Here is a 21,750-nt window from a genome sequence, read left to right on the forward strand (position 1 = left end):
CCGAAAAAGCAGTGTGTTCATAAGTAGAATTTTCTCGTAATCTCAACTGAGGAGATCTCTATGAAAAAATCACGTTTCACCGACAGCCAAATCATGACCATTCTGAAACAGGCTGAAGCCGGAACACCGGTCCCTGAGCTGTGCCGGGAACATGGCTTCAGCAGCGCCAGCTTCTATAAATGGCGGTCAAAGTTTGGCGGGATGGATGCCTCTCTGATGGCGCGTCTCAAAGAACTGGAAGATGAAAATCGGCGTCTTAAGAAAATGTATGCCGAAGAGCGACTTAAAGCTGAAGTTATTCAGGAAGCTATGTCAAAAAAGTGGTGAGGCCATCTCAACGCCGACAGATGGCCAGACACGCCGTCAGCACGCAGCAAATCAGTATCCGCCTGGCCTGCCAGATTTTTTCTGTCAGTGAAACGTGCTATCGATATCTGCCACGTCTTTCTGTAGAAAATCAGCGTATTGCTGGCTGGCTACTGCGCATTACAGGCAGCCAGCGGAACTGGGGTTTTGGTTTGTGCTTTTTGTACCTGCGTAATGTGAAAGGTTTTCGCTGGAACCATAAACGCGTTTATCGAATTTACTGCGAATTATCACTGAATATGCGGATCAAACCTAAAAAGAGGCTGAAGCGTGATAAGCCAGAGCCGCTTGCGGTGCCGGAATACAGCAACGAATGCTGGTCAATGGACTTCATGCATGATCAGCTTTCAGATGGCCGTTCAGTTCGGCTTTTGAACATTATTGATGACTTCAACCGGGAAGCCCTGGCAATAGAAGTGGACTTCTCGCTGCCGTCCAGTCGGGTAAAACGCACACTTGAGCAGATCATTGAATGGCGAGGTAAACCCGCCGCAATCAGATGTGACAACGGCCCGGAATACACGAGCCACGAATTAATAAACTGGGCGGAGGATAACGGAATAAAACTCAACTTTATTCAGCCGGGAAATCCGCAACAAAACGCTTATATTGAGCGCTATAACCGGACAGTGCGTTATGACTGGCTGGGGCAGTATTTATTTTGTTCGCTGGATGAATTACAACGCTACGCGACAGAATGGCAGTGGTTTTATAATCACGAAAGGCCGAATATGGCACTGGGTGGTTATACGCCAAGACAACATGAGCTGCGCACAGCCTAAGTTCTACTATTGACCTCTGCTAAAAATGGGGGGATTACCCTTTTATTTCAAGCTTTTCTTCTTTCATATTGTCTCCACTAATGCGTAGCCTTGCTTGTAAGAAATAATAACTTCAAACAGATAGCACTAAGGATAACTGATCTGCAGGTTGCGCTCCACCTTTCTTTACTTCTTCAGACCAGCTGTCGAGCAGCTTCTGTACTATCTAAATGACTCATTTTAGTATAATTAACACAAAATGTTGGGGCCGCTTGATCTTTGATACTCAAAATAGCGTTTTAAGCTAAAAGAATGAAGTTCGGACTGAAGCAACTGTAACTTAGAGTGCGTTCTGCCAAAAATCCCCACTGGCGCTGACGGTGGGTGACAACTTTTGACAACTCAATCTGAACGCCAGCGTCCGGGCAAACCAGAACAGCGATCTGAAAGATGCTCGAGGATGGTTGCAAAGGGGGAGTGCTTAACACCTCCCCTTCACGAGTTCGTGTACCTGAAGTTTTCTGAAGCGGTAGCGGTTGACACTTTCCCCCTAGTTTCCCCTGGTAAGGCATAACAAACCATAACAGGCTGACACCTACCCTGCTTCGCATCAGGATTAACAAAAGCTAACAGCCAAGGCTCAACAAATCTCAACGCCAGCCCTTTACACTTCTGCTGTAGCTGCTGTTCGTAGGCGTCAGGATCCGTTAGGTTGGGTTGACACTTTTCCCAGTTTCTCGCGAAAAGTGTCAAGTTTGAGGGGCTGGGGGGTTTACAGTTTTTCGCCGTCCAGCAGGCAGAGTGACATTAAACCAGTTTTGTTCCAGTCATCCAGCGTATCGGGGTGCATTGTGGCAACGTAAGCAAGCTCAGAACGAAGAAACCGTAAAGCGCCTGCTGCACGGTCTTTGCCATAGAAGCTGTGGGTTTCTTCATCCGGCCGGAAGAGAATCAGCAATTGTTCATCGGGCTCGTGCTGAACATCAAAACCCAGCTCAGCGGCTGCTGCCTCTATTCGCTGGCCAGCATTAATATCAGCCGGCAGCTCTTTCCCGCCGTCATGCCCCCATACCCACGCGGCGGTCTGCGCCCACGTCATTGCATTGTGACGATCACCAGCACCAGCACCAGCACCAGCACCAGCACCAGCACCAGCACCAGCACCAGCACCAGCAGAATTTTGTTTAGCCTGCGATGCTTCGACATCCACTTTATCGCCTGAAATTACAATTTCACCGCGGGCTATCCAGCCGTAAACAGTTTGCCGGCTGACGCCCATATGCCTGGCGTAGGCTGATTTACTTAATAGCATCGTGTGTTTCCCTCCGGGCAGAAAAAAGCCGCCCTCAGGCGGCCTGCTTCTCTTCTGAATGTGTCTGCCGCTGGCTGCCTTTGAGCATCGCGCTGACATGTTCGCTTAATTGATCAAGGCCGGTCATGCGGGGCATAACTTCTGATGGATCGTCGTTCTTCCCGTAAACGAGATTGTTATACCAAGTTCGGACAGCTGTAATTTGTGCGACGTCCTTCCTTACCGCGTCGACCAGATCGGTAACCGCGTTAATCACCTGCCCGTTCTCTGATGCAATACGGGAGAAGCCGAGACGTTTTAGCTGTTCCGTATCGAGTCCCGAACACACTGCGTGCGCCCTTAGTAAGGCGTCCGCCAGCTCCTGATGCTTTCCACTGTGCATCGACAGCAGCATTTTTTCCTGGCTGCGGCGATCCAGTCGGGCGAATGCCTGGCGCATTTCACTGTCACGCATGAATCCCTGAATATCATCAGATGCCAGTGGATTAACCGGAACGAGCTTGTTCTTCAGGTAATCGAGAATGTTTGCGGCCTGCTCGCTTACGGCTGCCACCCCACGTGTAAAGTCTTTGAGCGTGTCCGGGTTCCGGGCTTCACCTGCCCTGCGGTTTTTTGCCTGTTCGTTCAGATCCGGATCGTTGCGGATAACGTCCAGCAAATCCGCCTCAGCTTCGGCCTGCTGCGCCGTTGTCCTCAGGCTGGTGAGTTCGCCCGCCATGCCACGGAATAAAGCGGCCATCTGAGTATTTGGCGCAACAACCTTACCGGCATAACCTGCCAGCTCGATACTGTGTTTCCCTATTTTGATTGAGTAGCTCACTGGCCAGCCTCCATTTTTGATAGCCCCGCATCAAATACCTTGCGTGCAACAGCATGGATTGACGGCGCGATCCCCATGCCCGATTTCTGGCGCTCCCTCTCCTGGATGGTTTTCAGAGCCTGAATCTGCTCCCCGTTCAGCAAAACGGGCTTAACGTTAACCTTGCTCATGATGCCCCCTGTTAAAGCGATCGTTAAAGTTTCATTAATCGCAACAACCAAATAATAAATTGCGATTTATGAAACGATGTTAATGAAATAGCAGGGGTCCACAACGTGAAAAGAGTGGATGCGTTTTAAAGAATTTGCCCTCAAGGTATACATGGTGTTCATAAGGGCGATAAATTACATAAAAAACAATAAATTAACCTATGAACACCGGTCTACATACAGGGGTTACAAGTGTTCATGGTGTTCATATTTCTGTTTACTTTATGAGCATATAGTCAAAGTGACCTATGAACACTATGAATACCCTATGAATACCTTACACAAAGGTGTTCATAGTTAATCTTATTGATTTTATTGAACTTTAATCAATCAATGAACACTATGAACACCTTTCGCCATATTTAGCCAAACATTCATCTTTTTTCCTCAGCTAACGGGTGCGTCTGCGGCAGCCAGTCCTCCGCACTTTCTGAAAGTTCGACGTTCGTCACCACGCCGCGGGTCTTTCTCTCCTTGCGGTACTCGTGATTAAACTCCCGCATGGCGCTTTCCATTCCCTCAGAGAATTTATTCAGCGTCAGCGGCTTCTCGAAACCGTTAGCCTCAAGAAACGTCAGATAAGCGTGATAGAGGTAAATGCGGGGGCGATGAGGCGGGTTACGGTTGCCCACCAGCATTCCCACGCAATCAGCCAGGCGCTCCAGATGCGCACAGAAGGCGTACAGGGGATCCGTTTTCTGCTTCACCTCCAGTGCTTCTTCGCTGTTCCGTTGCTCCAGCAGCAGCGCCCGCGCTTTTTCCGGGTCCGAAAAGGTTGCCAGCAGCCGACGAACAACCACCGGAATTTCAGCGGATATCTTTTCTGCCAGGTCGGGATCCTTATCCTCTTCGCTGACGCGCCGGTTAAACTGGAAAATTACGCGGCGCCGGGAAACGCCGCCGGCACGTTCGGTGAAAATCATCGGCGTGTTGTTCGTGGCCACAACCACCGCCCGCAGAACGGCGGTGTACTGGTGCTCGTGCTTCGGGTCGATCTCCACCGCATCCCCGCCGGTGATAGCCTTTATCCCGGTGCCCTCTCCTGAATATTTGGGCTGGTCAGGAAGGGTTATCATGCTCTTGCCGACGAACTGCGCCCGCCCGCGCGCGCTGTCGAGCGCCGCCATATTCCCGCTGGCGGTGTTATGCGCGCCGGCCAGCATCGTGGCGATGTGGGTAAAGACGCTTTTCCCGCTGCCCCCCTCCCCGGTTATCTCGAGGAACAACTGCCAGTCGTACCGGTTCGCCAGCACCATAAAGAGCGCCGCAGCGATGCGCTGCATCTTAATTGCGTCTTTATCTGATGCGTAACTTAGCCACTTATGGAAGTTCGGCGCGTGGTCGCGGAGGTTTTCGCCCGGCACCGCCGGCGTGTAGGTCACGCCGTTGTGGTTGGTCAGCCAGTTATCCTGGCTGTGTTCGGAGAAAACGCCGGTTTCCATATCGTAGACGCCGTTTGCAAAGGGGATCAGGCTGCGCCGCGGCTCCCCCATCACCGGGATAACGATTTTCAGGGCGTCGATAACGTTGTTGATCGCGCGCTTGCTGAAGTTGGTTTTGTTCTCGTTGTAGATAGCCACCATTTCGCGGCTCAGCTCGAGCAGAGACGTTTTCTCCCAGATGCCGGCGCGGTAGACGTACACGCCCTCGCTGTTTTCGTTGATTGCAATGCCGGTGTAACGCGCGGCCAGTATGAGCGCCTTTTCGTTATCAGCCAGGTCGCGGAGGTTTACATCCGTCAGCGGTTTGCCGATCACCATGCTTTTGCCGGCTTCCGCATCGGCTTTGAGGCGCGGCAGCTGCGGCGTCCAGTCCTCCAGAAGCTGATAACCTTCAGAGTAGAATTGCGCGCGCTCCACGCCGGCCACCGCCAGCTTTGTCGCGAGAATGGTTATCTGCCGTTCGGTCAGATGCCCGCCGCGGCAAACCCGGGCATAGAGCCGGCCATCATCCACAATGCGGATATTCTCCAGCTCTGCCAGCTGCTTTTTATCCAGCACAACCGGCGGCACCGTATCGCCAATCGGGTTCATTTCCTGCCATGCTTTGGCGAACGTCCAGGCATCGGCGCCGGCAAAGATGATTGATTCCTCCATGAGATCCGCCGGCTGCTTTTTAAGGTTTGGTGCATTCTTCATTTTCTGTTCCCTCGCTCCCTGATGATTTCCCGCATAACCCGAATTCGTTCGATGCCCTGCACCCGCATAATTCGATCGATATCTCTTCCACCGGTGCCCGGCGCGGAAGAGACAAATTCAAATTCCCGCACCAGTCTTTCGGGCGTACAAAAACACGGTGAGCTGTACCCTTCGCGGCAATATGTCACTCTGTCGAATCGGTAACTTTCGATAATTACGATGTTGCCCCGACCGTCCTTCCATTTATCGCCCGGCCTGATTTCAGGGTGAGCGCGGCCACCAGCAGCTAAGCCGGAATTTTTAATCGTCATATTTTTTACCTCACGCCGCTGGCGGGATTACCTGATAACCAATTTTCCTCAGAAAGCGCGCGGCACTCTCCACCGTAAAAATGATCTCGTCGTCCATAAGGGGGCGCATTGACTGCAGACCATTTGACGTGTCCACCAGATAGCGGCCGCCGGCCGGGAAACTGAAAACGTTTCTGCCGTCGGCCCGGCGAACCAGATCGTAAACAGGAGTCATAATTTCACCTCCCCTTCCCTTAATGACTGGCTGGCAAAACAATATCGCGCGCTATTTAATTGCTCAGATGCGTGATCGGCAAAAGCGCCGAGACGGCAAAATTGGATAACCATTTTCATACAGATACCTCCATGGCCAGACGGGATTGAATGGCGGAGGCCTTACTGCCTAACTGGAGGTAAGTTCGGGTGATTGCCGGGTTACTGTGCCCGAGCATTTCAGAGGCGACCAGCAGGCCCTGCTCGCCACCGGCAGACATAAGATTAAAGGCAGCAATTTTGCGGCTTGAATATGCGCTCAGGCGCAGGCGAGTGTTGATCACGCGGGTGAACCACGTCATGACGCCATGTAATTTCTTCCAGATCGTCTGACGGGTCACGCTACCTTCCAGAGACTGGCAACGGTTACTTTCAATCTGGCTGCGGGAAAATACCAGGTCGTCACCGATAAGATTGCGCTCCATGCGTTCACGCAGCCGCTTAATAATGCCCGGCGGCAGCTGCTTGGTGTCGTGCTTAACTTCAGCCTTTGCCACCAGCTCAAACACGATCGCCTGCTCCTGGTCGGTCATACTGGCGGCCAGCTCATCACAGCTTACGCTGTCCCAGTTCATATAGGCGATATGATCACCTGCCAGCCGGGCGGCATCCTTGCGTTGCTGGCGGACAATATCGATCCCTTTGCGGGTCGCCCGCGCTTCTGCGGCCTTGGTCTGCTTCGCAACGATAATTGTTGCAATGCCCGTTTCCCAGTTGATGCAGGAGTAACGGAAGTTGCACACGTCGCTGGTACGCCAGCCTGTGACGGTCGCGATATCCCACCAGAGCAGCACCCATTCCGGCTGCGTCTGCTGGATACGTTCGCGCAGCTTACGCTGTTCATCCCGTTCATAAACGGGGGTCATGGTGCGGGTACCTTTGGTCGTGGCAGCCTTGACCACGTTGCCGCGCAGCTCGCGGGCTTTAGCCGTCAGGGTCTGGAGGTTAAACACTATGCACCCCCTGGGCCAGTAAGCGGCCAGCAAAGAAACAGACGTGATCCCGTAACAGCTCCCGGCGGGCTTCACGCTCAGAACTTGCAGCAATATGATGGATTTTAGCGGTAATAGTCGGACAATCGCGGCGAACAGCGGCAATAATCCATATAAATTGCGGATTTTGGGTTGGGATAGTAGCCATGTGGCAGCCTCCGTATGCGATGAAATCAATTCACCACCGGAAACGCCAATTTCACTGGTGGTGAGCTGTGCAGGGTTGGCGTAACCGGCGCATACGGAAACCGGCGCTTCGTGAGAAGCCCCCACACAGCCCACCATAATTCGGGTGCGGTTGTGCTGCGACAATAAAAAAGACGCTGGGCGCGTCTGTGTCGCCGTATGCAAATGCAGGACGCCAATCCCGGCACCAGATTTTGCTGGTGCAATTAAAGAATAACCTTCACCTGAATCATAAGGCAAGGAGTTTTTTGGGTAAGCGAAGCCCTGCCCACAAAGAGCATTTTTTACATTCATGGCTTTAACCTGTATTGAAAGTTTTAGTGAAATGTCGCGACTTCAGGATGATGAATGTTAGTGAGCGCAACAGCACGCAACAAATTCACGCTGGGAAAAATTTTTAGTTAACCCCGTTTCGTGTTGCCTTGATACGCTGGTTTATCCAGTCATCGATTTCACTTTCAATAAAAGCGATAGCACGTGAACCAATTTTTATAGATGAGGGGAACCGTTGCTCAGCCATGAGTCGATAGATCCAAGCCTTGCTATAGCCGGTTCTACGTTGAACTTCCGGTAAACGGATAAGGGATTGAGACATATATACCTCTTGAAGTCTAATGTGGTCTACGAGGTATATTTCAGCAAAAACAGGAAGGTAGTTGTGGAAGTCACGGTAAAACAGTTGGAAGTGGCTCTTACCCTGAAATAGAAGTATGGCCATTAGTTTTAGAACCTGTAGTTCGTCCTTTTAGAAATTCTTATGAGCTATTTGTAAGCGTATGTGCTCAAAGCTTCATCAATTAACATAGTCATTGCCTTATCAGTCACATCAATACCATCGCCATGTTCCAGTATGATTCTTGAGGCACTTCTGGCAACTTCGGATTTATTTAGTTTTTTACCACGAACATATTTACCTCCTGATTTTTCAAGTGCTATAGCCATTCCTGCAATGAGCTTTAAAGCAGTATCTTTACCTGCATACTCGCCCCATCCGCATAGTGCAGGCTGATGCTCTTCGCAAGGACTATCTTGATCACATCCAAACCAACTATCTGTAGCTGTTATTTCTTTAACAGCCCAGGGCCAAATATCATTGGAATAAAAATCAGCGCCTGTGAGATCTCCACCTGGTGAGCTAGACCATTTTGTTTTGGGAAGCAGTTCTTCTGCATTTACAGCACTCAAAATTATCCTCAAGTAGCTGGAAGCTATGTTGTAGATCTCCGGAGCGCATTTAGCTTTCAATTCATCGAAACGAGAACAACTGTACACGCCAGCCATAGCCATTGCAGCCTGCTCAGCAGTAACGACACGTTGCCGGCGGAGATGATGGGGCATATTGAGGATATTTTCTCGCATAAAAACTTCCTGCTAACAAACGTCTACCGAAGTCTACTACTGTCAATTAGCACTGTCTATACATACAGTTAAGCGCTTTTTCCAAACGTTCCATGCACTACATTCCCACCGTTTTCCAACGCCTCCATGTAGTCGGCATACCACTGAAGCATTTCGCGGCGGCCGTCCAGATACTGGGCATGGTTGTACGTGCCGCGGATCGAATTTTTATCGACGTGAGCAAGTTGGGTTTCAATCCAGGTGGTATTATATCCCTGCTCATGGAGAATCGTGCTCATGGTATGGCGGAAGCCGTGCCCTGTCACTCTTCCGGCATATCCAATTCGACGGATCAGGACATTCATCGCCATTTCGCTCATTGGTTTACTATGCTGAATCCGACCAGGGAAAATAAACCGATAATTGCCTGTGATGAGGCGTAGCTGTTCTAGGATGACGATCGCTTGGTGGGATAAAGGGACGCAGTGAGGGCGTCGCTTTTTCATGCGTGCAGGTGGTACTTCCCATAGACGTTTATCAAAATCAATTTCAGCCCACTCACCCTGGCGCAGTTCTCCCGGGCGTAATCCGGTAAGAACTTGCAGGCGCATCGCCAGCTTCACGACAGAGCTGCCGCTATATGTGTTCAGCGTGCGGAAGAACTCGGGAAGTTCCTCACTGGCGAGAAAAGCGTAATGCTCCTTCTTATGAGGGGCAAACGCGCTGGCCAGATCCGGGGCCGGGTTATAAATAGCCCGGCCAGTCACAATTGCGTACCGCCACACCTCACCGCAACGCTGCCTCACCTTCCTTAGCTTTTCGGTCGCGCCTCTCTCATCCAGCTTCGAAAGAACGGCCATGAGCTCCATCGGTTTGATATCGGCGATCGGACGCTGCCCGATAATCGGGAAAACATCAGCCTCGAAGGTTTTCATCATCTCTTCGCCGTAGGACTCAGACCAGCGGTCTATGCGCTTGGCGTACCACTCGCGCGCGATCGCCTCGAAGGTATTTTCATTGCGGCTCTGCTTCGCCAGCTTTTCTTCTTTGCGGACATCGCTGGGATTAATGCCACCAGCAACCAGCCTGCGGGCATCATCGCGTTTTAACCGTGCGTCATTCAGGGTTACATCTGGATAAGTACCCAACGAAATCATTTTAGCCTTACCATCGAAACGGTAACGGAAACGCCATCCTCTCGATCCGTTCGGTTCGATGAGCAGAGAAAGCCCATTGCCATCATTCAATGTATAGGACTTCTCACGCGGCTTAGAACGCCTGATTTCAAGGTCTGTGAGGGGCATTGTGTATAGTTCCAAAGTGTAGAGCGCGGGCTATACGCATTACTATACACATGAATGTATAGATTTGAGTAGACGTTAGTTTACGTCAAAACACGGAGATATCGGCGGAAGCCTTGTTATTGCTGGGTTTTATTGACTTGAGTAGACGGTGAGAGAAGTGTGTTTGGAGCGGGCGAAGGGAATCGAACCCTCGTATAGAGCTTGGGAAGCTCTCGTTCTACCATTGAACTACGCCCGCTTTGAGGTGCGTAAAGCATTATAGACCTTACGCCCCTTCTGACAAGACTCCCGCGCGCTAACCGGCGATAAAATAACCACTTAGCACTTCGGTTTACCGCCCGGCGCGGGTAGATAGCGTACCGGATCGATAGCCGTCGCCCGATAGCGGATCTGGAAATGCAGCGCCACGGTATTGGATCCGGTACTGCCCATAGTGGCGATCTTCTGTCCGGCCTTCACGTTTTGCCCGTTATTCACCAGCATGGTGTCGTTATGGGCATAGGCGGTGATGTAATCCTCGCCATGCTTAATCATGATCAGGTTGCCATAACCGCGCAGCTGATTGCCGACGTAAACCACCTTCCCCGCATCGGAGGCATAAACCGGTGCGCCACGGGTGCCCGCGATATCAATGCCTTTGTTTCCCCCTTCCGCGGTGGAGTAAGGAAGCACCACTTTACCGCTGGCAGGCCAGACCCAGCAGCGCTGGCCGACAGGCGGCCAGGAGGATTTAGGCACGACGTAAGAAGGCGTGACGGCGGCGGTTTTCCCGCGGCTCTTTGAGGAGGATTTTTTGGCCGTGGTGCTGGTGCCGTTAACCTTCAGCTTTTGCCCCACTTCGATGGTGTAAGGCGGAGAAATATTGTTCAGGCGTGCCAGATCCTTCACGCTGGTGCCGGTCGCACGCGAGATGCGGTACAGCGTATCGCCGCGTTTAACGGTATACACACCAGAATCCGATGAGTTACTGCCCGCACATCCCGCCAGCAACAGGGCCAGGATCAGGCAAAACAGAGCAGAAACAGGTTTTTTCGTCGGGCTTCCTGCAAACAAAACAGTTCCTCGTCAACGTGAATGGCCGCGCTATCATAGCAGCCTCACCCCGGATGCCCAAGAGCACCCTATGCGACAAACAGTTTTGTGACGATTACGCTATAATCGCCGCGGCCTGGCCGTGCTGAACTTAGCGGATAACAAGTCAGTATCGCCCGGCGATTTCAGCACGGGAGTGATAATGGGTACACACGAACACGTCATTTTGGTTAACGACCACGGAACGGCTATCGGAACAGCGGAAAAATACGCCGCACACACCTCGCACACCCCTCTTCATCTGGCTTTCTCCTGTTGGCTATTCAACGACAAAGGGGAAACGCTGGTCACGCGTCGCGCCATGAGTAAGAAAGCCTGGGCCGGCGTCTGGACCAACTCGGTTTGCGGTCATCCGCAGCAGGGTGAAACCCTGGAGCAGGCGATGATCCGCCGCTGTCGCTATGAAGTCGGCACAGAAATCGCCGGGATCGCACCGGTCGCCCCGGCATTTCGCTACCGCGAAACCGATCCTTCCGGGATTGTCGAAAATGAGATCTGCCCGGTTTTTGCGGCGCGTGCCGTCAGCGATCTGGTGATCAATCGCGACGAGGTGATGGAACATCAGTGGGTAAAACTGGAGGCGCTGCTCGGCGCGCTGGAAGCCACACCCTGGGCGTTCAGCCCGTGGATGGTGATGGAAGCCCGGGCTGCGAGAGAAGCATTACTTCACTTCGCGGCCAACGCGAAGCAATAAAAAAGCCCCGACGCGTAACACGTCGGGGCTTTTTAGCAACAGTGGCTTATTTTACCGGACGCATCGCCGGGAACAGGATCACGTCGCGGATGGTGTGGCTGTTGGTAAACAGCATCACCATACGGTCGATACCAATACCGAGACCTGCAGTTGGCGGCAGGCCGTGTTCCAGCGCGGTCACGTAGTCTTCGTCGAAGAACATCGCTTCGTCGTCGCCCGCCGCTTTTGCATCAACCTGATCCTGGAAGCGCTGCGCCTGATCTTCTGCATCGTTCAGCTCGCTAAAGCCGTTGCCGATTTCGCGGCCACCGATGAAGAATTCAAAGCGGTCAGTGATTTCCGGGTTCTCATCGTTACGACGCGCCAGCGGAGAAACTTCAGCCGGGTATTCGGTGATGAAGGTAGGCTGAATCAGGTGCGCTTCGGCCACTTCTTCGAAGATCTCGGTCACGATACGGCCCAGACCCCAGCTCTTCTCAACTTTGATACCGATGCTCTCAGCGATCGCTTTCGCGGAGTCGAAGTTATCCAGATCCGCCATCTCGGTTTCCGGACGGTATTTCTTGATTGCTTCGCGCATGGTCAGCTTAACGAACGGCTTACCGAAGTCGAACACCTCGTCACCGTATGGCACTTCGGTTTTACCCAGAATATTCTGCGCCAGAGTACGGAACAGGGATTCGGTCAGCTCGATCAGATCTTTGTAATCCGCGTAGGCCATATAGAGTTCCATCATGGTGAACTCTGGGTTATGGCGTACGGAGATACCTTCGTTACGGAAGTTACGGTTGATCTCGAATACGCGATCGAAACCACCGACCACCAGACGCTTCAGGTACAGTTCCGGCGCGATACGCAGGTACATGTCAAGGTCCAGGGCATTGTGATGGGTGATGAATGGACGCGCGGATGCACCGCCCGGGATCACCTGCATCATCGGAGTTTCAACTTCCATAAAGTCGCGGCCAACCATGAACTGGCGGATACCGGCCATGATCTGGGAGCGAATTTTGAAGGTGTTGCGGGATTCATCGTTTGAGATGAGATCCAGGTAACGCTGACGATAGCGCGCTTCCTGATCCTGCAGACCGTGGAATTTGTCCGGCAGCGGGCGCAGGGCTTTGGTCAGCAGACGCAGCTCGGTGCAGTGAATGGACAGCTCGCCGGTTTTGGTTTTGAACAGCTTGCCTTTCGCGCCCAGGATATCGCCCAGGTCCCACTTTTTGAACTGCTCGTTGTAGATGCCTTCTGGCAGATCGTCGCGAGAAACATACAGCTGAATGCGGCCGCCAACGTCCTGCAGCGTAATGAAAGACGCTTTACCCATAATACGGCGGGTCATCATGCGGCCTGCAACGGCGACTTCAACGTTCAGCGCTTCCAGCTCTTCGTTCTCTTTATCGTCGAAGTCAGCGTGCAGTTGGTCTGAGGTGCGATCGCGACGAAAATCGTTCGGGAACGGCACGCCCTGCTCGCGCAGTGCAGCCAGCTTCTCGCGGCGGGTTTTCAGTTCATTGTTAAGATCGGCTACCGCGTCAGCGCCCTGTGCGTTTTGTTCAGACATGTTGGTTCCTCATAACCCTGCTTTCAAACTTGCTTCGATAAATTGGTCCAGGCTGCCGTCCAGCACCGCCTGCGTGTTACGGGTTTCGACACCGGTACGCAGGTCTTTGATGCGGGAGTCATCAAGGACGTAAGAACGGATCTGGCTGCCCCAGCCGATGTCAGATTTGTTATCTTCCATCGCCTGTTTCTCAGCATTTTTCTTTTGCATCTCCAGCTCATAAAGCTTCGCTTTCATCTGCTTCATGGCCTGGTCTTTGTTTTTATGCTGCGAACGGTCGTTCTGGCACTGCGTTACCAGCCCGGTAGGAATGTGGGTAATACGCACCGCAGATTCCGTACGGTTAACGTGCTGACCACCCGCACCGGAAGCGCGGTAAACGTCGATACGCAGATCTGCCGGGTTGATTTCGATGTCGATATCGTCGTCCACTTCCGGATAGACAAACGCGGAACTGAACGAGGTATGACGGCGACCGCCGGAGTCAAACGGGCTCTTACGCACCAGGCGGTGAACGCCGGTTTCAGTACGCAGCCAGCCGTAAGCGTAATCGCCAATAATCTTGATGGTGACAGATTTCAGGCCTGCCACTTCGCCTTCAGACTCTTCGATGATCTCAGTCTTGAAGCCGCGGGCTTCAGCCCAGCGCAGATACATACGGGTCAGCATGCTGGCCCAGTCCTGTGCTTCTGTACCGCCGGAACCGGCCTGGATATCCAGGTAGCAGTCGGCGCTGTCGTACTCGCCGGAGAACATACGACGGAATTCCAGCTGCGCCAGCTTCTCTTCCAGCACGTCGAGCTCTGCGACGGCTTCGTTGAAGGTCTCTTCGTCGTCGGCCTCAACGGCCAGCTCCAGCAGCCCGGAAACGTCATCCAGACCCTGCGCCATTTGATCCAGCGTATCTACGATAGCTTCGAGAGAGGAACGCTCTTTACCCAGCGCCTGTGCGCGTTCAGGTTCGTTCCAGACGTCCGGCTGTTCCAGCTCGGCGTTTACTTCTTCAAGACGCTCTTTCTTGGCATCGTAGTCAAAGATACCCCCTAAGAACGTCAGAGCGCTCTGTGAGGTCCTGAATGCGGTTTTTTACCGGATTAATTTCAAACATGGTCTGTTTTCTTTTATGGACGAGTCAAAATGCGGTGTAAGGGCGGAATTGTACCGGATTCACGCCCTGTTTTATAGCGGAATAGTGATGCTAAAGTGGCCAGATATGGTCGATGATGATTTGCAGGGTGCGGTTGCCGCGAAACTCGTTGATATCGAGTTTATAGGCCAGTTCGACTTCACGTACGCCGTTGTCCGGCCAGATCGCGGTATCGACGTTAAAGGCGATGCCGTCCAGCAGCGGGCCACCGCCCACCGGTTCTACCATCACCTTCAGATGACGTTCCCCCACCAGACGCTGCTGCAGCAGGCGGAAACGCCCGTCAAACAACGGCTCAGGGAACATCTGTCCCCACGGACCGGCATCGCGCAGCATCTGCGCCACCTCCATGGACATTTCAGCCGGGGCTAACGGGCCATCGGTGACCACTTCCCCCTGCAACAGGGCCGGATCCAGCCAGTCGGTAACCAGTTCGCTGAACAGACGCTGGAACTGGTCGAATTTCGCCTCCTCCAGCGACAGTCCCGCCGCCATAGCATGGCCGCCAAATTTGAGCATCAGCCCTGGATGCAGCGTATCAAGACGCTCCAGCGCATCGCGCATGTGCAGCCCCTGAATGGATCGACCTGATCCTTTCAGCGTGCCGTCTCCGGCCGGAGCAAAGGCGATCACTGGACGGTGGAAACGCTCTTTGATGCGCGAGGCCAGAATCCCCACCACGCCCTGATGCCACTCGGGATGATACATCGCCAGCCCGCCGGGCAGCGTATCGCCGCTGCGCTCCAGCTTTTCGCACAGGGTCAGGGCTTCGGCCTGCATCCCCTGCTCGATCTCTTTGCGGGTCTGGTTCAGGGCATCCAGCTCGTTGGCCAGCACGCGCGCTTCGCCGATGTTGTCGCACAGCAGCAGCGCCACGCCCACCGACATATCATCCAGCCGCCCTGCGGCGTTCAGACGCGGTCCCAGGGCAAAGCCCAGGTCGCTGGCCGCCAGCCGCTGCTGATCCCGGTTGGAGATCTCCAGCAGCGCCTTAATGCCCGGACGGCATTTCCCCGCACGAATGCGGTTTAAGCCCTGCCAGGTCAGAATGCGGTTATTGGCATCCAGCGGCACTACGTCCGCCACGGTACCCAGCGCCACCAGATCGAGGAATTCAGCCAGATTAGGCGCCGCAATGCCCTTCGCCTCAAACCAGCCTTCATCACGCAGCCGTGTACGCAGGGCCAGCATCAGGTAGAACGCGACCCCCACCCCCGCCAGCGATTTCGACGGAAAGTCGCAGTCGCGCAGGTTAGGGTTAATGATTGCTTCCGCCGCCGGCAATGTATCGCCGGGCAGATGGTGATCGGTGACCAGCACCGGGATCCCGAGCGCATGCGCCCGATCGACACCAGCATGGGATGAGATCCCATTGTCCACGGTGAGGATCATTTGTGCGCCGCGGGCATGGGCCTGATCGACCACTTCCGGGCTCAGGCCGTAGCCATCCTCGAAGCGGTTCGGCACCAGGTACGAGACGTTATCGCACCCCATCGCCCGCAGGCTGAGCACGCTCAGCGCGGTACTGGTGGCGCCATCTGCGTCAAAGTCCCCTACCACGATAATGCGCGTCCCTTCCCGCAAGGCGTTGTACAGCAGCTCCGTGGCGCGCTCGACGCCGCTCAGCTGCTGCCAGGAGAGCATGCCCTTTACGCTGCGCTCAAGGTCGTCTGCATTTCGCACGCCACGGCTGGCGTACAGCCGACGCAACAGCGGCGAGAGTTCTGCGGGTAGCGCAGCGCTCTCGTCCACTTCACGACGACGAAGTTGTGTCGAAGATTTCACGCGAATTATTTACCGCCAAACTGTTTCTGGTGCGCGTCGAGGAACTCTTTCATCTCTTTCGGCCCCTGGTAGCCCGGCACGACGTAGCCGTTGCTCAGCACGATTGCTGGCGTACCGGTCACGCCAAACTGCACGCCCAGCGCGTAGTGATTAGCAATGTCGATATCACAGGAGGCAGGCTGAACGCCTTTGCCGCTCATCGCGTCATCAAAGGCTTTGTTGCGATCTTTCGCACACCAGATGGCCTTCATATCCTGCTCAGGCTGGCTCTGCACGCCCGCACGCGGGAAGGCGAGATAACGCACGGTGATCCCCAGCGCGTTGTAATCTTTCATCTCTTCATGCAGCTTGTGGCAGTAGCCGCAGGTGATGTCTGTAAACACGGTAATGACATGTTTTTCCTGCGCCGCTTTGTAGACGATCATCTCTTTTTCCAGCGCGTTCAGGTTTTTCATCAGCATCTGGTTAGTCACGTTGACCGGCTGCGCGCCGCTCACGTCGTACAGCGGCCCCTGGATAAAGTGCTTACCGTCTTCGGTTACATATAGCACGCCGCTGTTGGTCAGCACCGTTTTCATACCGGCTACGGGCGCAGGTTGAATTTCACTACTGGTGACGCCGAGCTTCGCCAGAGACTGTTTGATGGCCGCATCGTCAGCATGCGCCAGACCGGTTAAAGATGCTGCCAGCAGAGAGAACAGCACTAAAGACTTTTTCATATGGGTTCCTGTTACAAGTCATCACTCACGCGCGTGGGTGATGCTGTTGGTGTAGCTGCCGCAGGCGTTCCGTCGCGACATGCGTGTAGATTTGCGTCGTTGAGAGGTCACTGTGACCAAGCAGCATCTGGACCACGCGCAGATCGGCGCCATGGTTCAGTAGATGGGTCGCAAAAGCGTGACGCAGAACGTGCGGCGAAAGTTTTTCACTGTCGATACCTGCCAGTGTGGCGTAATGTTTGATGCGATGCCAGAAGGTCTGACGCGTCATTTGCTGCGCACGCTGGCTGGGAAACAGCACGTCAATGGAGACACCGTTCAGCAACCACGGACGGCCATGCTGAAGATAGTTCTCCAGCCAGTAAACCGCCTCTTCGCCCAGCGGCACCAGACGTTCTTTATTGCCTTTACCGATCACCCGCACCACGCCCTGGCGCAGGCTGATATCGCTCATCGTCAGCCCCACCAGTTCAGACACGCGCAATCCTGTGGCGTACAGCACTTCAAGCATCGCTTTATCGCGTAACTCCAGCGGTTGGTCAACCACCGGCGACTGTAATAATCTCTCAACTTGTGCTTCGCTGAGATCTTTTGGCAGACGCTGAGGCAATTTTGGCGACGCCAGCGCCGCGCTGGGATCGTCGGAGCGTAATTTCTCGCGATACAGGTGCTGAAACAGACGCCGCATGGCGCTTAACAGCCGTGCGGAGCTGGTGGCTTTATATCCCCCCTCCATTCGCTCGGCAAGCAGGGCCTGCAAATCGTCGCTTTGCGCCGTGGCAAGAGAGAGGCCGCGATGGTGTAACCATGCCACCAGCATAGCCAGATCGCGTCGGTAGGCGCTAAGGGTATTCTCGGCAAGATTCTTCTCCAGCCAGAGCGCATCGAGAAACTGTTCGATGAGTGAGAGATCCTTTTCCACGTCCGCCTCTTTCGTTCTGCAATGGGGCATTATGCCTGAATGGGTGTTGTTTCTGGTACACTACTCGCAAAGTCATAGCAAGTATTGAGACATTTTAGCGATGAATATTGGTCTGTTTTATGGTTCCAGCACCTGCTACACCGAGATGGCCGCAGAGAAAATTCGCGACATTATCGGCCCGGAACTGGTCACCCTGCATAACCTTAAAGACGATGCCCCATCGATGATGGAGCAGTATGACGTGCTCATTCTGGGCATCCCGACCTGGGATTTCGGCGAACTGCAGGAAGGCTGGGAAGCCATCTGGGATCGGCTCGATTCCCTGCAGCTTGAAGGCAAAATCATCGCGCTGTACGGCATGGGCGATCAGCTGGGCTACGGCGAATGGTTCCTCGATGCGCTGGGTATGCTGCATGACAAGCTGGCACCGAAAGGGGTGACGTTCATCGGTTACTGGCCGACAGAAGGCTATGAATTTACCAGTAAGAAACCGATCATCGCCAACGGCCAGCTGTTTGTCGGACTGGCTCTCGATGAAACCAACCAGTACGACCTCAGTGAAGAGCGCCTGCAGAACTGGTGCGAGCAGATCCTCGGTGAAATGGCGGAGCAGTTCAGTTAAACCGCTATCGCCCCTGCGTCGGCTGCTGTGAAATCATCCGACGCAGATCCCGCCACTCCCCTTCTTCCATACTGTCTGCCGCCAGCCATAAATGATGGCAGCGTTGTCCTGCGCCTTTGCGCAAGCGCAGCATCATGCCGGAATTGAGCATCCACGGCGTGCCGACAATCTCCCATTCGTTGCCCAGCCAGTGCAGCCGGGAATCCATGAACAGTTTGATTTCACCCTGGCGGGCGTTAATGCGCCGCTGGCTGCGTACGCTATCAAACACCACCAGCGACAGCAGTATCAGCCATAACGGGGTGTAGCTCAGCGGCCACGGCATCAGCAGAATGAAGGCCGCGACCAGGCCGTGGAGCAGTAGAGACATCCACTGGGAGCGCCACGAGACGCGTAGATCAGATTGCCACAGGACCACGTTCCCGATTCCGTGTCTGAATTAAAAGCACCATCCGTTGCAGTTCGGTGTCGGCGGGTTCGCCGTGATTCATCAACCAGTTGAATAAGTCAGGATCGTCGTTCTCCAGCAGGCGGATAAAGAGCTGCTTATCCTCATCGCTCAGGCTGTCATATTCGTATTCGAAGAACGGCATGATGGAGATATCGAGTTCGCGCATGCCGCGACGGCATGCCCAGTGAATGCGGGCTTTGTTATTAATGTCCATGTCTGGTTCCTGCATAACGTTGAGTTCAGGCAGTGTTCCGTTCGTACCGGCGGCGAAAGGCGCTCTACCGGGATGAAACGGCCTCTAGTGTAACGTGTTTTTTGCTGTTTCATTACTGGAATATTACGTTCCTGGAGCAGGCTTCCATAAAAAACCACAATAAATAAGCGTGTTCATCTGTTTTGCGTGGCGTTACGCAGAATAGCCTGAGGGCACGAATAGCCTGTTGAAACCGCTTGCAATGGCGACAGTCTCTTTTACCATTAGGCATTATCAAAGCGTTAAGCAATTCAGGACATCAATATGGCATTTACACCGTTTTCTCCGCGCCAGCCTGTCGCCTCTGCGCGTCTGCCGCTGACGCTTATGACCCTTGATGACTGGGCGCTGGCGACCCTCGTCGGCGCAGACAGCGAAAAGTACCTGCAAGGCCAGGTGACCGCTGATGTCAGTCAGCTGACCGAACACCAGCACCTGCTGGCGGCGCACTGCGATCCGAAAGGCAAGATGTGGAGCAACCTGCGTCTGTTCCGCCGTCAGGACGGTTTCGCCCTTATCGAACGCCGCAGCCTGCGCGACGCACAGCTCGCCGAACTGAAAAAGTATGCGGTGTTCTCCAAAGTCACCATTGCCCCCGATGACGAACTGGTGCTGCTGGGTGTGGCGGGCTTCCAGGCGCGCGCTGCGCTGAAAAATCTGTTCAGCGAACTGCCTGATGCAGAAAAACAGGTGACCACCGACGGGGTCACCTCCCTGCTGTGGTTTGAACATCCGGCAGAGCGCTTCTTGTTGGTGACCGATGTCGCCACCGCCGAGCGCGTGACCCAGGCCCTGCGTGGCGAAGCGCAGTTGAATAACAGTCAGCAGTGGCTGTCGCTGAACATTGAAGCGGGCATCCCGGTGATCGACGCCGCCAACAGCGGGCAGTTTATTCCCCAGGCGACCAACCTGCAGGCGCTTGGCGGTATCAGCTTTAAAAAAGGCTGCTACACCGGCCAGGAGATGGTGGCACGCGCGAAGTTCCGCGGCGCCAACAAACGCGCCCTGTGGTATCTGGCGGGTAAAGCCAGCCGCGTACCGGAAGCCGGTGAAGATCTGGAACTGAAAATGGGTGAAAACTGGCGTCGTACCGGCACCGTGCTGGCTGCCGTTCAGCTCGACGATGGTCGCCTGCTGGTTCAGGCCGTGATGAATAACGATATGGAGCCCGACAGCGTGTTCCGCGTGCGCGAGGATGTGAACACTCTGAGCATCGAGCCTTTGCCGTATTCGCTGGAAGAGTAATGCTGTTAGTGCCGGGTAGAGGCTTCGCCTTACCCGGCCTACGGGTTTTGTAGGCCCGTGCAAGCGAAGCGCCGCCGGGCAAAGCGGAATCAAACCTGCCCGACGTACAAATAGATCGCCAGGAAATGGCACACGCTGCCGCCCAGCACAAACCCGTGCCAGATCGCGTGGTTATAGGGGATGCGCTTACAGACGTAAAAAATGACCCCCAGCGAATAGACCACGCCACCCACCGCCAGCAGCGTCACGCCGCCCGCCGCCAGTTTTACTGCCAGCTGATAAACCACTATCAGCGACAGCCAGCCCATCGTCAGGTAAGTCACCAGCGACAGCACCTTAAAGCGGTGCGCGATAGTGAGTTTAAACAGGATCCCCAGCAGGGCCAGGCTCCAGATAACAATCATTAATCCACGCGCCAGCGGCGAATCCAGCCCGACCAGCAAAAATGGCGTATAGGTTCCGGCAATCAGCAGATAGATGGCGCAGTGGTCGAATTTTTTCAGCCAGATCTTGGCCCGCTGATGGGGAATGGCATGGTAAAGGGTGGACGCCAGGAACAGCAGGATCATACTCCCGCCATACAGGCTGTAACTGGTGATCGCCAGCGCGCTGGCATTGGTATCGACGGCCTGAACCAGCAGCAACACCAGCCCGACAATGCCAAACACCAGGCCGACTCCGTGACTAATACTGTTGGCTATTTCCTCAGCCAGCGAATATCCCTGTGTGGTTAATGGTTTGCTAACCATAGATAACTCCGGGAAAACAAAAGTGAATAGTGCATCGCTGACTATGCTAACTGAGAATGATTCCAGTGAACACCTGTTAGCTAAAATAAATATCGTCTAAAACTTTATTTATTACAATCATAGGCTTGAGTGATTATTTCAGCTAACGTGTGTTCACATAAAACCTCAAAGACATTTAAAATCAATAACATAAAACTGTTGCTGGTCAGGGTAAATTTCTGTAATCACCCCCTTCAGTTCGTCCAGGGTCATGTTCTCCTGCTGAGCATGATTTTCCGTTAATGTATCAAGGGTTACCGTCGAGGTTGCTGTGACTTCGATGGTGCAAAAATAGCCGTCATCCTCATAGCGACCTACCCGCAGCACGTCGCCCGCGCTGAAATGTGATTCGCTTTCATCGCGAATGGTGATGGTTTTACGTCCGGCCAGAATGTCATCCTGAAAACGCTGAAAAAAAGTAATGTCGTTTGGCTGCATGTTATTATTTCCTGAAGATGAAGTCTGATGAGTGAGTTTAG

At 53.8% G+C, this 21,750-nt stretch carries 25 protein-coding genes, 1 tRNA gene and 1 pseudogene; 4 read left to right on the top strand and 23 right to left on the bottom strand.

The genetic code is table 11. The annotated features are described in order from the left end of the window. Window positions 1-60 precede the first annotated feature (60 nt). Window positions 61-1,148 (top strand): IS3 family transposase gene (locus FHN83_RS07135; protein ID WP_088569307.1). Its coding sequence is split into 2 segments (ribosomal slippage): window positions 61-313 and window positions 313-1,148, totalling 1,089 coding nucleotides; the frame shifts between segments, so codons are not numbered across the junction. 751 nt (window positions 1,149-1,899) lie between these two features. Here FHN83_RS07135 and FHN83_RS28530 read toward each other — a convergent pair. The 14 genes and pseudogenes from FHN83_RS28530 to actS form a co-directional block, all read right to left on the bottom strand. Beyond that, a complete protein-coding gene (locus FHN83_RS28530) occupies window positions 1,900-2,226 on the bottom strand; it encodes a hypothetical protein (RefSeq protein WP_139563563.1) in 327 nt (108 codons plus the stop codon). Between the two features lie 247 nt (window positions 2,227-2,473). Then, window positions 2,474-3,259: a hypothetical protein gene (locus FHN83_RS07145; protein ID WP_139563564.1), complete on the bottom strand. Its 786-nt coding sequence runs from the start codon at window positions 3,257-3,259 to the stop codon at window positions 2,474-2,476. Beyond that, complete coding sequence (locus FHN83_RS28180) at window positions 3,256-3,429, bottom strand: hypothetical protein (RefSeq protein WP_014830800.1); 174 nt, start codon at window positions 3,427-3,429, stop codon at window positions 3,256-3,258. Before FHN83_RS28180 ends, FHN83_RS07145 begins: the two co-directional genes overlap by 4 nt. A 413-nt stretch (window positions 3,430-3,842) precedes the next feature. After that, window positions 3,843-5,606: a DNA primase family protein gene (locus tag FHN83_RS07150; protein ID WP_139563565.1), complete on the bottom strand. Its 1,764-nt coding sequence runs from the start codon at window positions 5,604-5,606 to the stop codon at window positions 3,843-3,845. Then, window positions 5,603-5,917 carry a DUF4222 domain-containing protein gene (locus FHN83_RS07155; RefSeq protein ID WP_045356324.1) on the bottom strand — a complete coding sequence of 105 codons (315 nt, stop codon included), beginning with the start codon at window positions 5,915-5,917 and terminating at the stop codon, window positions 5,603-5,605. Before FHN83_RS07155 ends, FHN83_RS07150 begins: the two co-directional genes overlap by 4 nt. Before the next feature lie 10 nt (window positions 5,918-5,927). Next, window positions 5,928-6,131 (bottom strand): hypothetical protein, encoded by a 204-nt coding sequence (locus FHN83_RS07160; RefSeq protein ID WP_023325056.1) that lies wholly within the window; start codon window positions 6,129-6,131, stop codon window positions 5,928-5,930. A gap of 115 nt (window positions 6,132-6,246) precedes the next feature. Further along, window positions 6,247-7,122, bottom strand: coding sequence for a tyrosine-type recombinase/integrase (locus tag FHN83_RS07165; protein ID WP_139565425.1), 876 nt, complete (start codon window positions 7,120-7,122; stop codon window positions 6,247-6,249). Then, window positions 7,115-7,309, bottom strand: a complete 195-nt coding sequence (locus tag FHN83_RS07170) for a host cell division inhibitor Icd-like protein (protein ID WP_139565426.1) — start codon at window positions 7,307-7,309, stop codon at window positions 7,115-7,117. Before FHN83_RS07170 ends, FHN83_RS07165 begins: the two co-directional genes overlap by 8 nt. Window positions 7,310-7,356: 47 nt before the next feature. Continuing rightward, window positions 7,357-7,641 (bottom strand): annotated as a pseudogene (locus FHN83_RS07175) (ash family protein); the annotation flags it as partial. A 103-nt stretch (window positions 7,642-7,744) separates the two neighbouring features. Beyond that, window positions 7,745-7,942, bottom strand: coding sequence for a helix-turn-helix transcriptional regulator (locus tag FHN83_RS07180; RefSeq protein ID WP_139563566.1), 198 nt, complete (start codon window positions 7,940-7,942; stop codon window positions 7,745-7,747). Window positions 7,943-8,109: 167 nt separating this feature from the next. Further along, window positions 8,110-8,706, bottom strand: coding sequence for a hypothetical protein (locus tag FHN83_RS07185; RefSeq protein ID WP_139563567.1), 597 nt, complete (start codon window positions 8,704-8,706; stop codon window positions 8,110-8,112). Window positions 8,707-8,774: 68 nt separating this feature from the next. Continuing rightward, window positions 8,775-9,989: a tyrosine-type recombinase/integrase gene (locus FHN83_RS07190; RefSeq protein WP_139563568.1), complete on the bottom strand. Its 1,215-nt coding sequence runs from the start codon at window positions 9,987-9,989 to the stop codon at window positions 8,775-8,777. A gap of 164 nt (window positions 9,990-10,153) precedes the next feature. Then, a tRNA-Gly gene (locus tag FHN83_RS07195) sits at window positions 10,154-10,227 on the bottom strand. An 80-nt stretch (window positions 10,228-10,307) separates the two neighbouring features. Continuing rightward, complete coding sequence (gene actS, locus FHN83_RS07200) at window positions 10,308-11,042, bottom strand: amidase activator ActS (protein ID WP_139563569.1); 735 nt, start codon at window positions 11,040-11,042, stop codon at window positions 10,308-10,310. A 181-nt stretch (window positions 11,043-11,223) separates the two neighbouring features. Here actS and idi point away from each other — a divergent pair, with 181 nt between their 5' ends. Beyond that, window positions 11,224-11,775, top strand: coding sequence for an isopentenyl-diphosphate Delta-isomerase (idi, locus tag FHN83_RS07205; RefSeq protein WP_139563570.1), 552 nt, complete (start codon window positions 11,224-11,226; stop codon window positions 11,773-11,775). Between the two features lie 46 nt (window positions 11,776-11,821). Here the strand turns inward: idi and lysS are convergent, their stop codons facing one another. From lysS to xerD, 5 genes are all read right to left on the bottom strand, one after another. Continuing rightward, on the bottom strand, window positions 11,822-13,339 hold the full coding sequence (gene lysS, locus FHN83_RS07210) for a lysine--tRNA ligase (protein WP_039029841.1): 1,518 nt from the start codon (window positions 13,337-13,339) through the stop codon (window positions 11,822-11,824). Between the two features lie 9 nt (window positions 13,340-13,348). Continuing rightward, window positions 13,349-14,447, bottom strand: a protein-coding gene (gene prfB / locus FHN83_RS07215) for a peptide chain release factor 2 (RefSeq protein ID WP_138370509.1) whose coding sequence is annotated in 2 segments (ribosomal slippage) — window positions 13,349-14,371 and window positions 14,373-14,447 — 1,098 coding nt in all. Because the reading frame shifts where the segments join, the coding sequence is not laid out codon by codon here. 90 nt (window positions 14,448-14,537) lie between these two features. Then, window positions 14,538-16,271, bottom strand: a complete 1,734-nt coding sequence (gene recJ / locus FHN83_RS07220; protein WP_039029839.1) for a single-stranded-DNA-specific exonuclease RecJ — start codon at window positions 16,269-16,271, stop codon at window positions 14,538-14,540. A gap of 5 nt (window positions 16,272-16,276) precedes the next feature. Next, complete coding sequence (dsbC, locus tag FHN83_RS07225) at window positions 16,277-16,990, bottom strand: bifunctional protein-disulfide isomerase/oxidoreductase DsbC (RefSeq protein WP_039029838.1); 714 nt, start codon at window positions 16,988-16,990, stop codon at window positions 16,277-16,279. 25 nt (window positions 16,991-17,015) lie between these two features. Beyond that, the gene (gene xerD, locus FHN83_RS07230) at window positions 17,016-17,942 is read right to left on the bottom strand and encodes a site-specific tyrosine recombinase XerD (protein WP_255589036.1); all 927 of its coding nucleotides are present in this window, start codon (window positions 17,940-17,942) and stop codon (window positions 17,016-17,018) included. A 70-nt stretch (window positions 17,943-18,012) separates the two neighbouring features. On the opposite strand from xerD, the gene fldB reads away from it, so the two are divergent. Further along, complete coding sequence (gene fldB, locus FHN83_RS07235; RefSeq protein WP_139563571.1) at window positions 18,013-18,534, top strand: flavodoxin FldB; 522 nt, start codon at window positions 18,013-18,015, stop codon at window positions 18,532-18,534. A gap of 4 nt (window positions 18,535-18,538) precedes the next feature. Here fldB and FHN83_RS07240 read toward each other — a convergent pair whose 3' ends face one another. Together FHN83_RS07240 and sdhE are read right to left on the bottom strand one after the other, a co-directional pair. Next, on the bottom strand, window positions 18,539-18,952 hold the full coding sequence (locus tag FHN83_RS07240; RefSeq protein ID WP_138370507.1) for a protein YgfX: 414 nt from the start codon (window positions 18,950-18,952) through the stop codon (window positions 18,539-18,541). Continuing rightward, entirely contained in the window at window positions 18,933-19,199 is a 267-nt protein-coding gene (gene sdhE, locus FHN83_RS07245) for an FAD assembly factor SdhE (protein WP_039029834.1), read from the bottom strand. The genes FHN83_RS07240 and sdhE overlap by 20 nt, the downstream gene beginning before the upstream one ends. Before the next feature lie 303 nt (window positions 19,200-19,502). Here sdhE and ygfZ point away from each other — a divergent pair, with 303 nt between their 5' ends. After that, the gene (gene ygfZ, locus FHN83_RS07250; RefSeq protein WP_139563572.1) at window positions 19,503-20,483 is read left to right on the top strand and encodes a tRNA-modifying protein YgfZ; all 981 of its coding nucleotides are present in this window, start codon (window positions 19,503-19,505) and stop codon (window positions 20,481-20,483) included. Between the two features lie 89 nt (window positions 20,484-20,572). Here the strand turns inward: ygfZ and trhA are convergent, their stop codons facing one another. Both trhA and yqfB read right to left on the bottom strand, forming a co-directional pair. Next, entirely contained in the window at window positions 20,573-21,232 is a 660-nt protein-coding gene (trhA, locus tag FHN83_RS07255) for a PAQR family membrane homeostasis protein TrhA (protein ID WP_039029832.1), read from the bottom strand. 165 nt (window positions 21,233-21,397) lie between these two features. Next, window positions 21,398-21,709: a N(4)-acetylcytidine aminohydrolase gene (yqfB, locus tag FHN83_RS07260; protein WP_039029831.1), complete on the bottom strand. Its 312-nt coding sequence runs from the start codon at window positions 21,707-21,709 to the stop codon at window positions 21,398-21,400. Between the last annotated feature and the right edge of the window lie 41 nt (window positions 21,710-21,750).

It is taken from the genome of Leclercia adecarboxylata (genome assembly GCF_006171285.1).
Classification (GTDB): Bacteria; Pseudomonadota; Gammaproteobacteria; order Enterobacterales; family Enterobacteriaceae; genus Enterobacter; species Enterobacter barmai.

Bases quoted from the DNA above. Each gene is read 5' to 3' on its own strand.
- trhA (WP_039029832.1), bottom strand. From the start codon at position 21,232: ATGGTTAGCAAACCATTAACCACACAGGGATATTCGCTGGCTGAGGAA.
- fldB (WP_139563571.1), top strand. From the start codon at position 18,013: ATGAATATTGGTCTGTTTTATGGTTCCAGCACCTGCTACACCGAGATG.
- yqfB (WP_039029831.1), bottom strand. From the start codon at position 21,709: ATGCAGCCAAACGACATTACTTTTTTTCAGCGTTTTCAGGATGACATT.
- FHN83_RS07170 (WP_139565426.1), bottom strand. From the start codon at position 7,309: ATGGCTACTATCCCAACCCAAAATCCGCAATTTATATGGATTATTGCC.
- FHN83_RS28530 (WP_139563563.1), bottom strand. From the start codon at position 2,226: ATGACGTGGGCGCAGACCGCCGCGTGGGTATGGGGGCATGACGGCGGG.
- FHN83_RS07180 (WP_139563566.1), bottom strand. From the start codon at position 7,942: ATGTCTCAATCCCTTATCCGTTTACCGGAAGTTCAACGTAGAACCGGC.
- FHN83_RS07160 (WP_023325056.1), bottom strand. From the start codon at position 6,131: ATGACTCCTGTTTACGATCTGGTTCGCCGGGCCGACGGCAGAAACGTT.
- lysS (WP_039029841.1), bottom strand. From the start codon at position 13,339: ATGTCTGAACAAAACGCACAGGGCGCTGACGCGGTAGCCGATCTTAAC.
- xerD (WP_255589036.1), bottom strand. From the start codon at position 17,942: ATGCCCCATTGCAGAACGAAAGAGGCGGACGTGGAAAAGGATCTCTCA.
- FHN83_RS07190 (WP_139563568.1), bottom strand. From the start codon at position 9,989: ATGCCCCTCACAGACCTTGAAATCAGGCGTTCTAAGCCGCGTGAGAAG.
- FHN83_RS28180 (WP_014830800.1), bottom strand. From the start codon at position 3,429: ATGAGCAAGGTTAACGTTAAGCCCGTTTTGCTGAACGGGGAGCAGATT.
- dsbC (WP_039029838.1), bottom strand. From the start codon at position 16,990: ATGAAAAAGTCTTTAGTGCTGTTCTCTCTGCTGGCAGCATCTTTAACC.
- sdhE (WP_039029834.1), bottom strand. From the start codon at position 19,199: ATGGACATTAATAACAAAGCCCGCATTCACTGGGCATGCCGTCGCGGC.
- FHN83_RS07155 (WP_045356324.1), bottom strand. From the start codon at position 5,917: ATGACGATTAAAAATTCCGGCTTAGCTGCTGGTGGCCGCGCTCACCCT.
- FHN83_RS07185 (WP_139563567.1), bottom strand. From the start codon at position 8,706: ATGCGAGAAAATATCCTCAATATGCCCCATCATCTCCGCCGGCAACGT.
- FHN83_RS07150 (WP_139563565.1), bottom strand. From the start codon at position 5,606: ATGAAGAATGCACCAAACCTTAAAAAGCAGCCGGCGGATCTCATGGAG.
- ygfZ (WP_139563572.1), top strand. From the start codon at position 19,503: ATGGCATTTACACCGTTTTCTCCGCGCCAGCCTGTCGCCTCTGCGCGT.
- idi (WP_139563570.1), top strand. From the start codon at position 11,224: ATGGGTACACACGAACACGTCATTTTGGTTAACGACCACGGAACGGCT.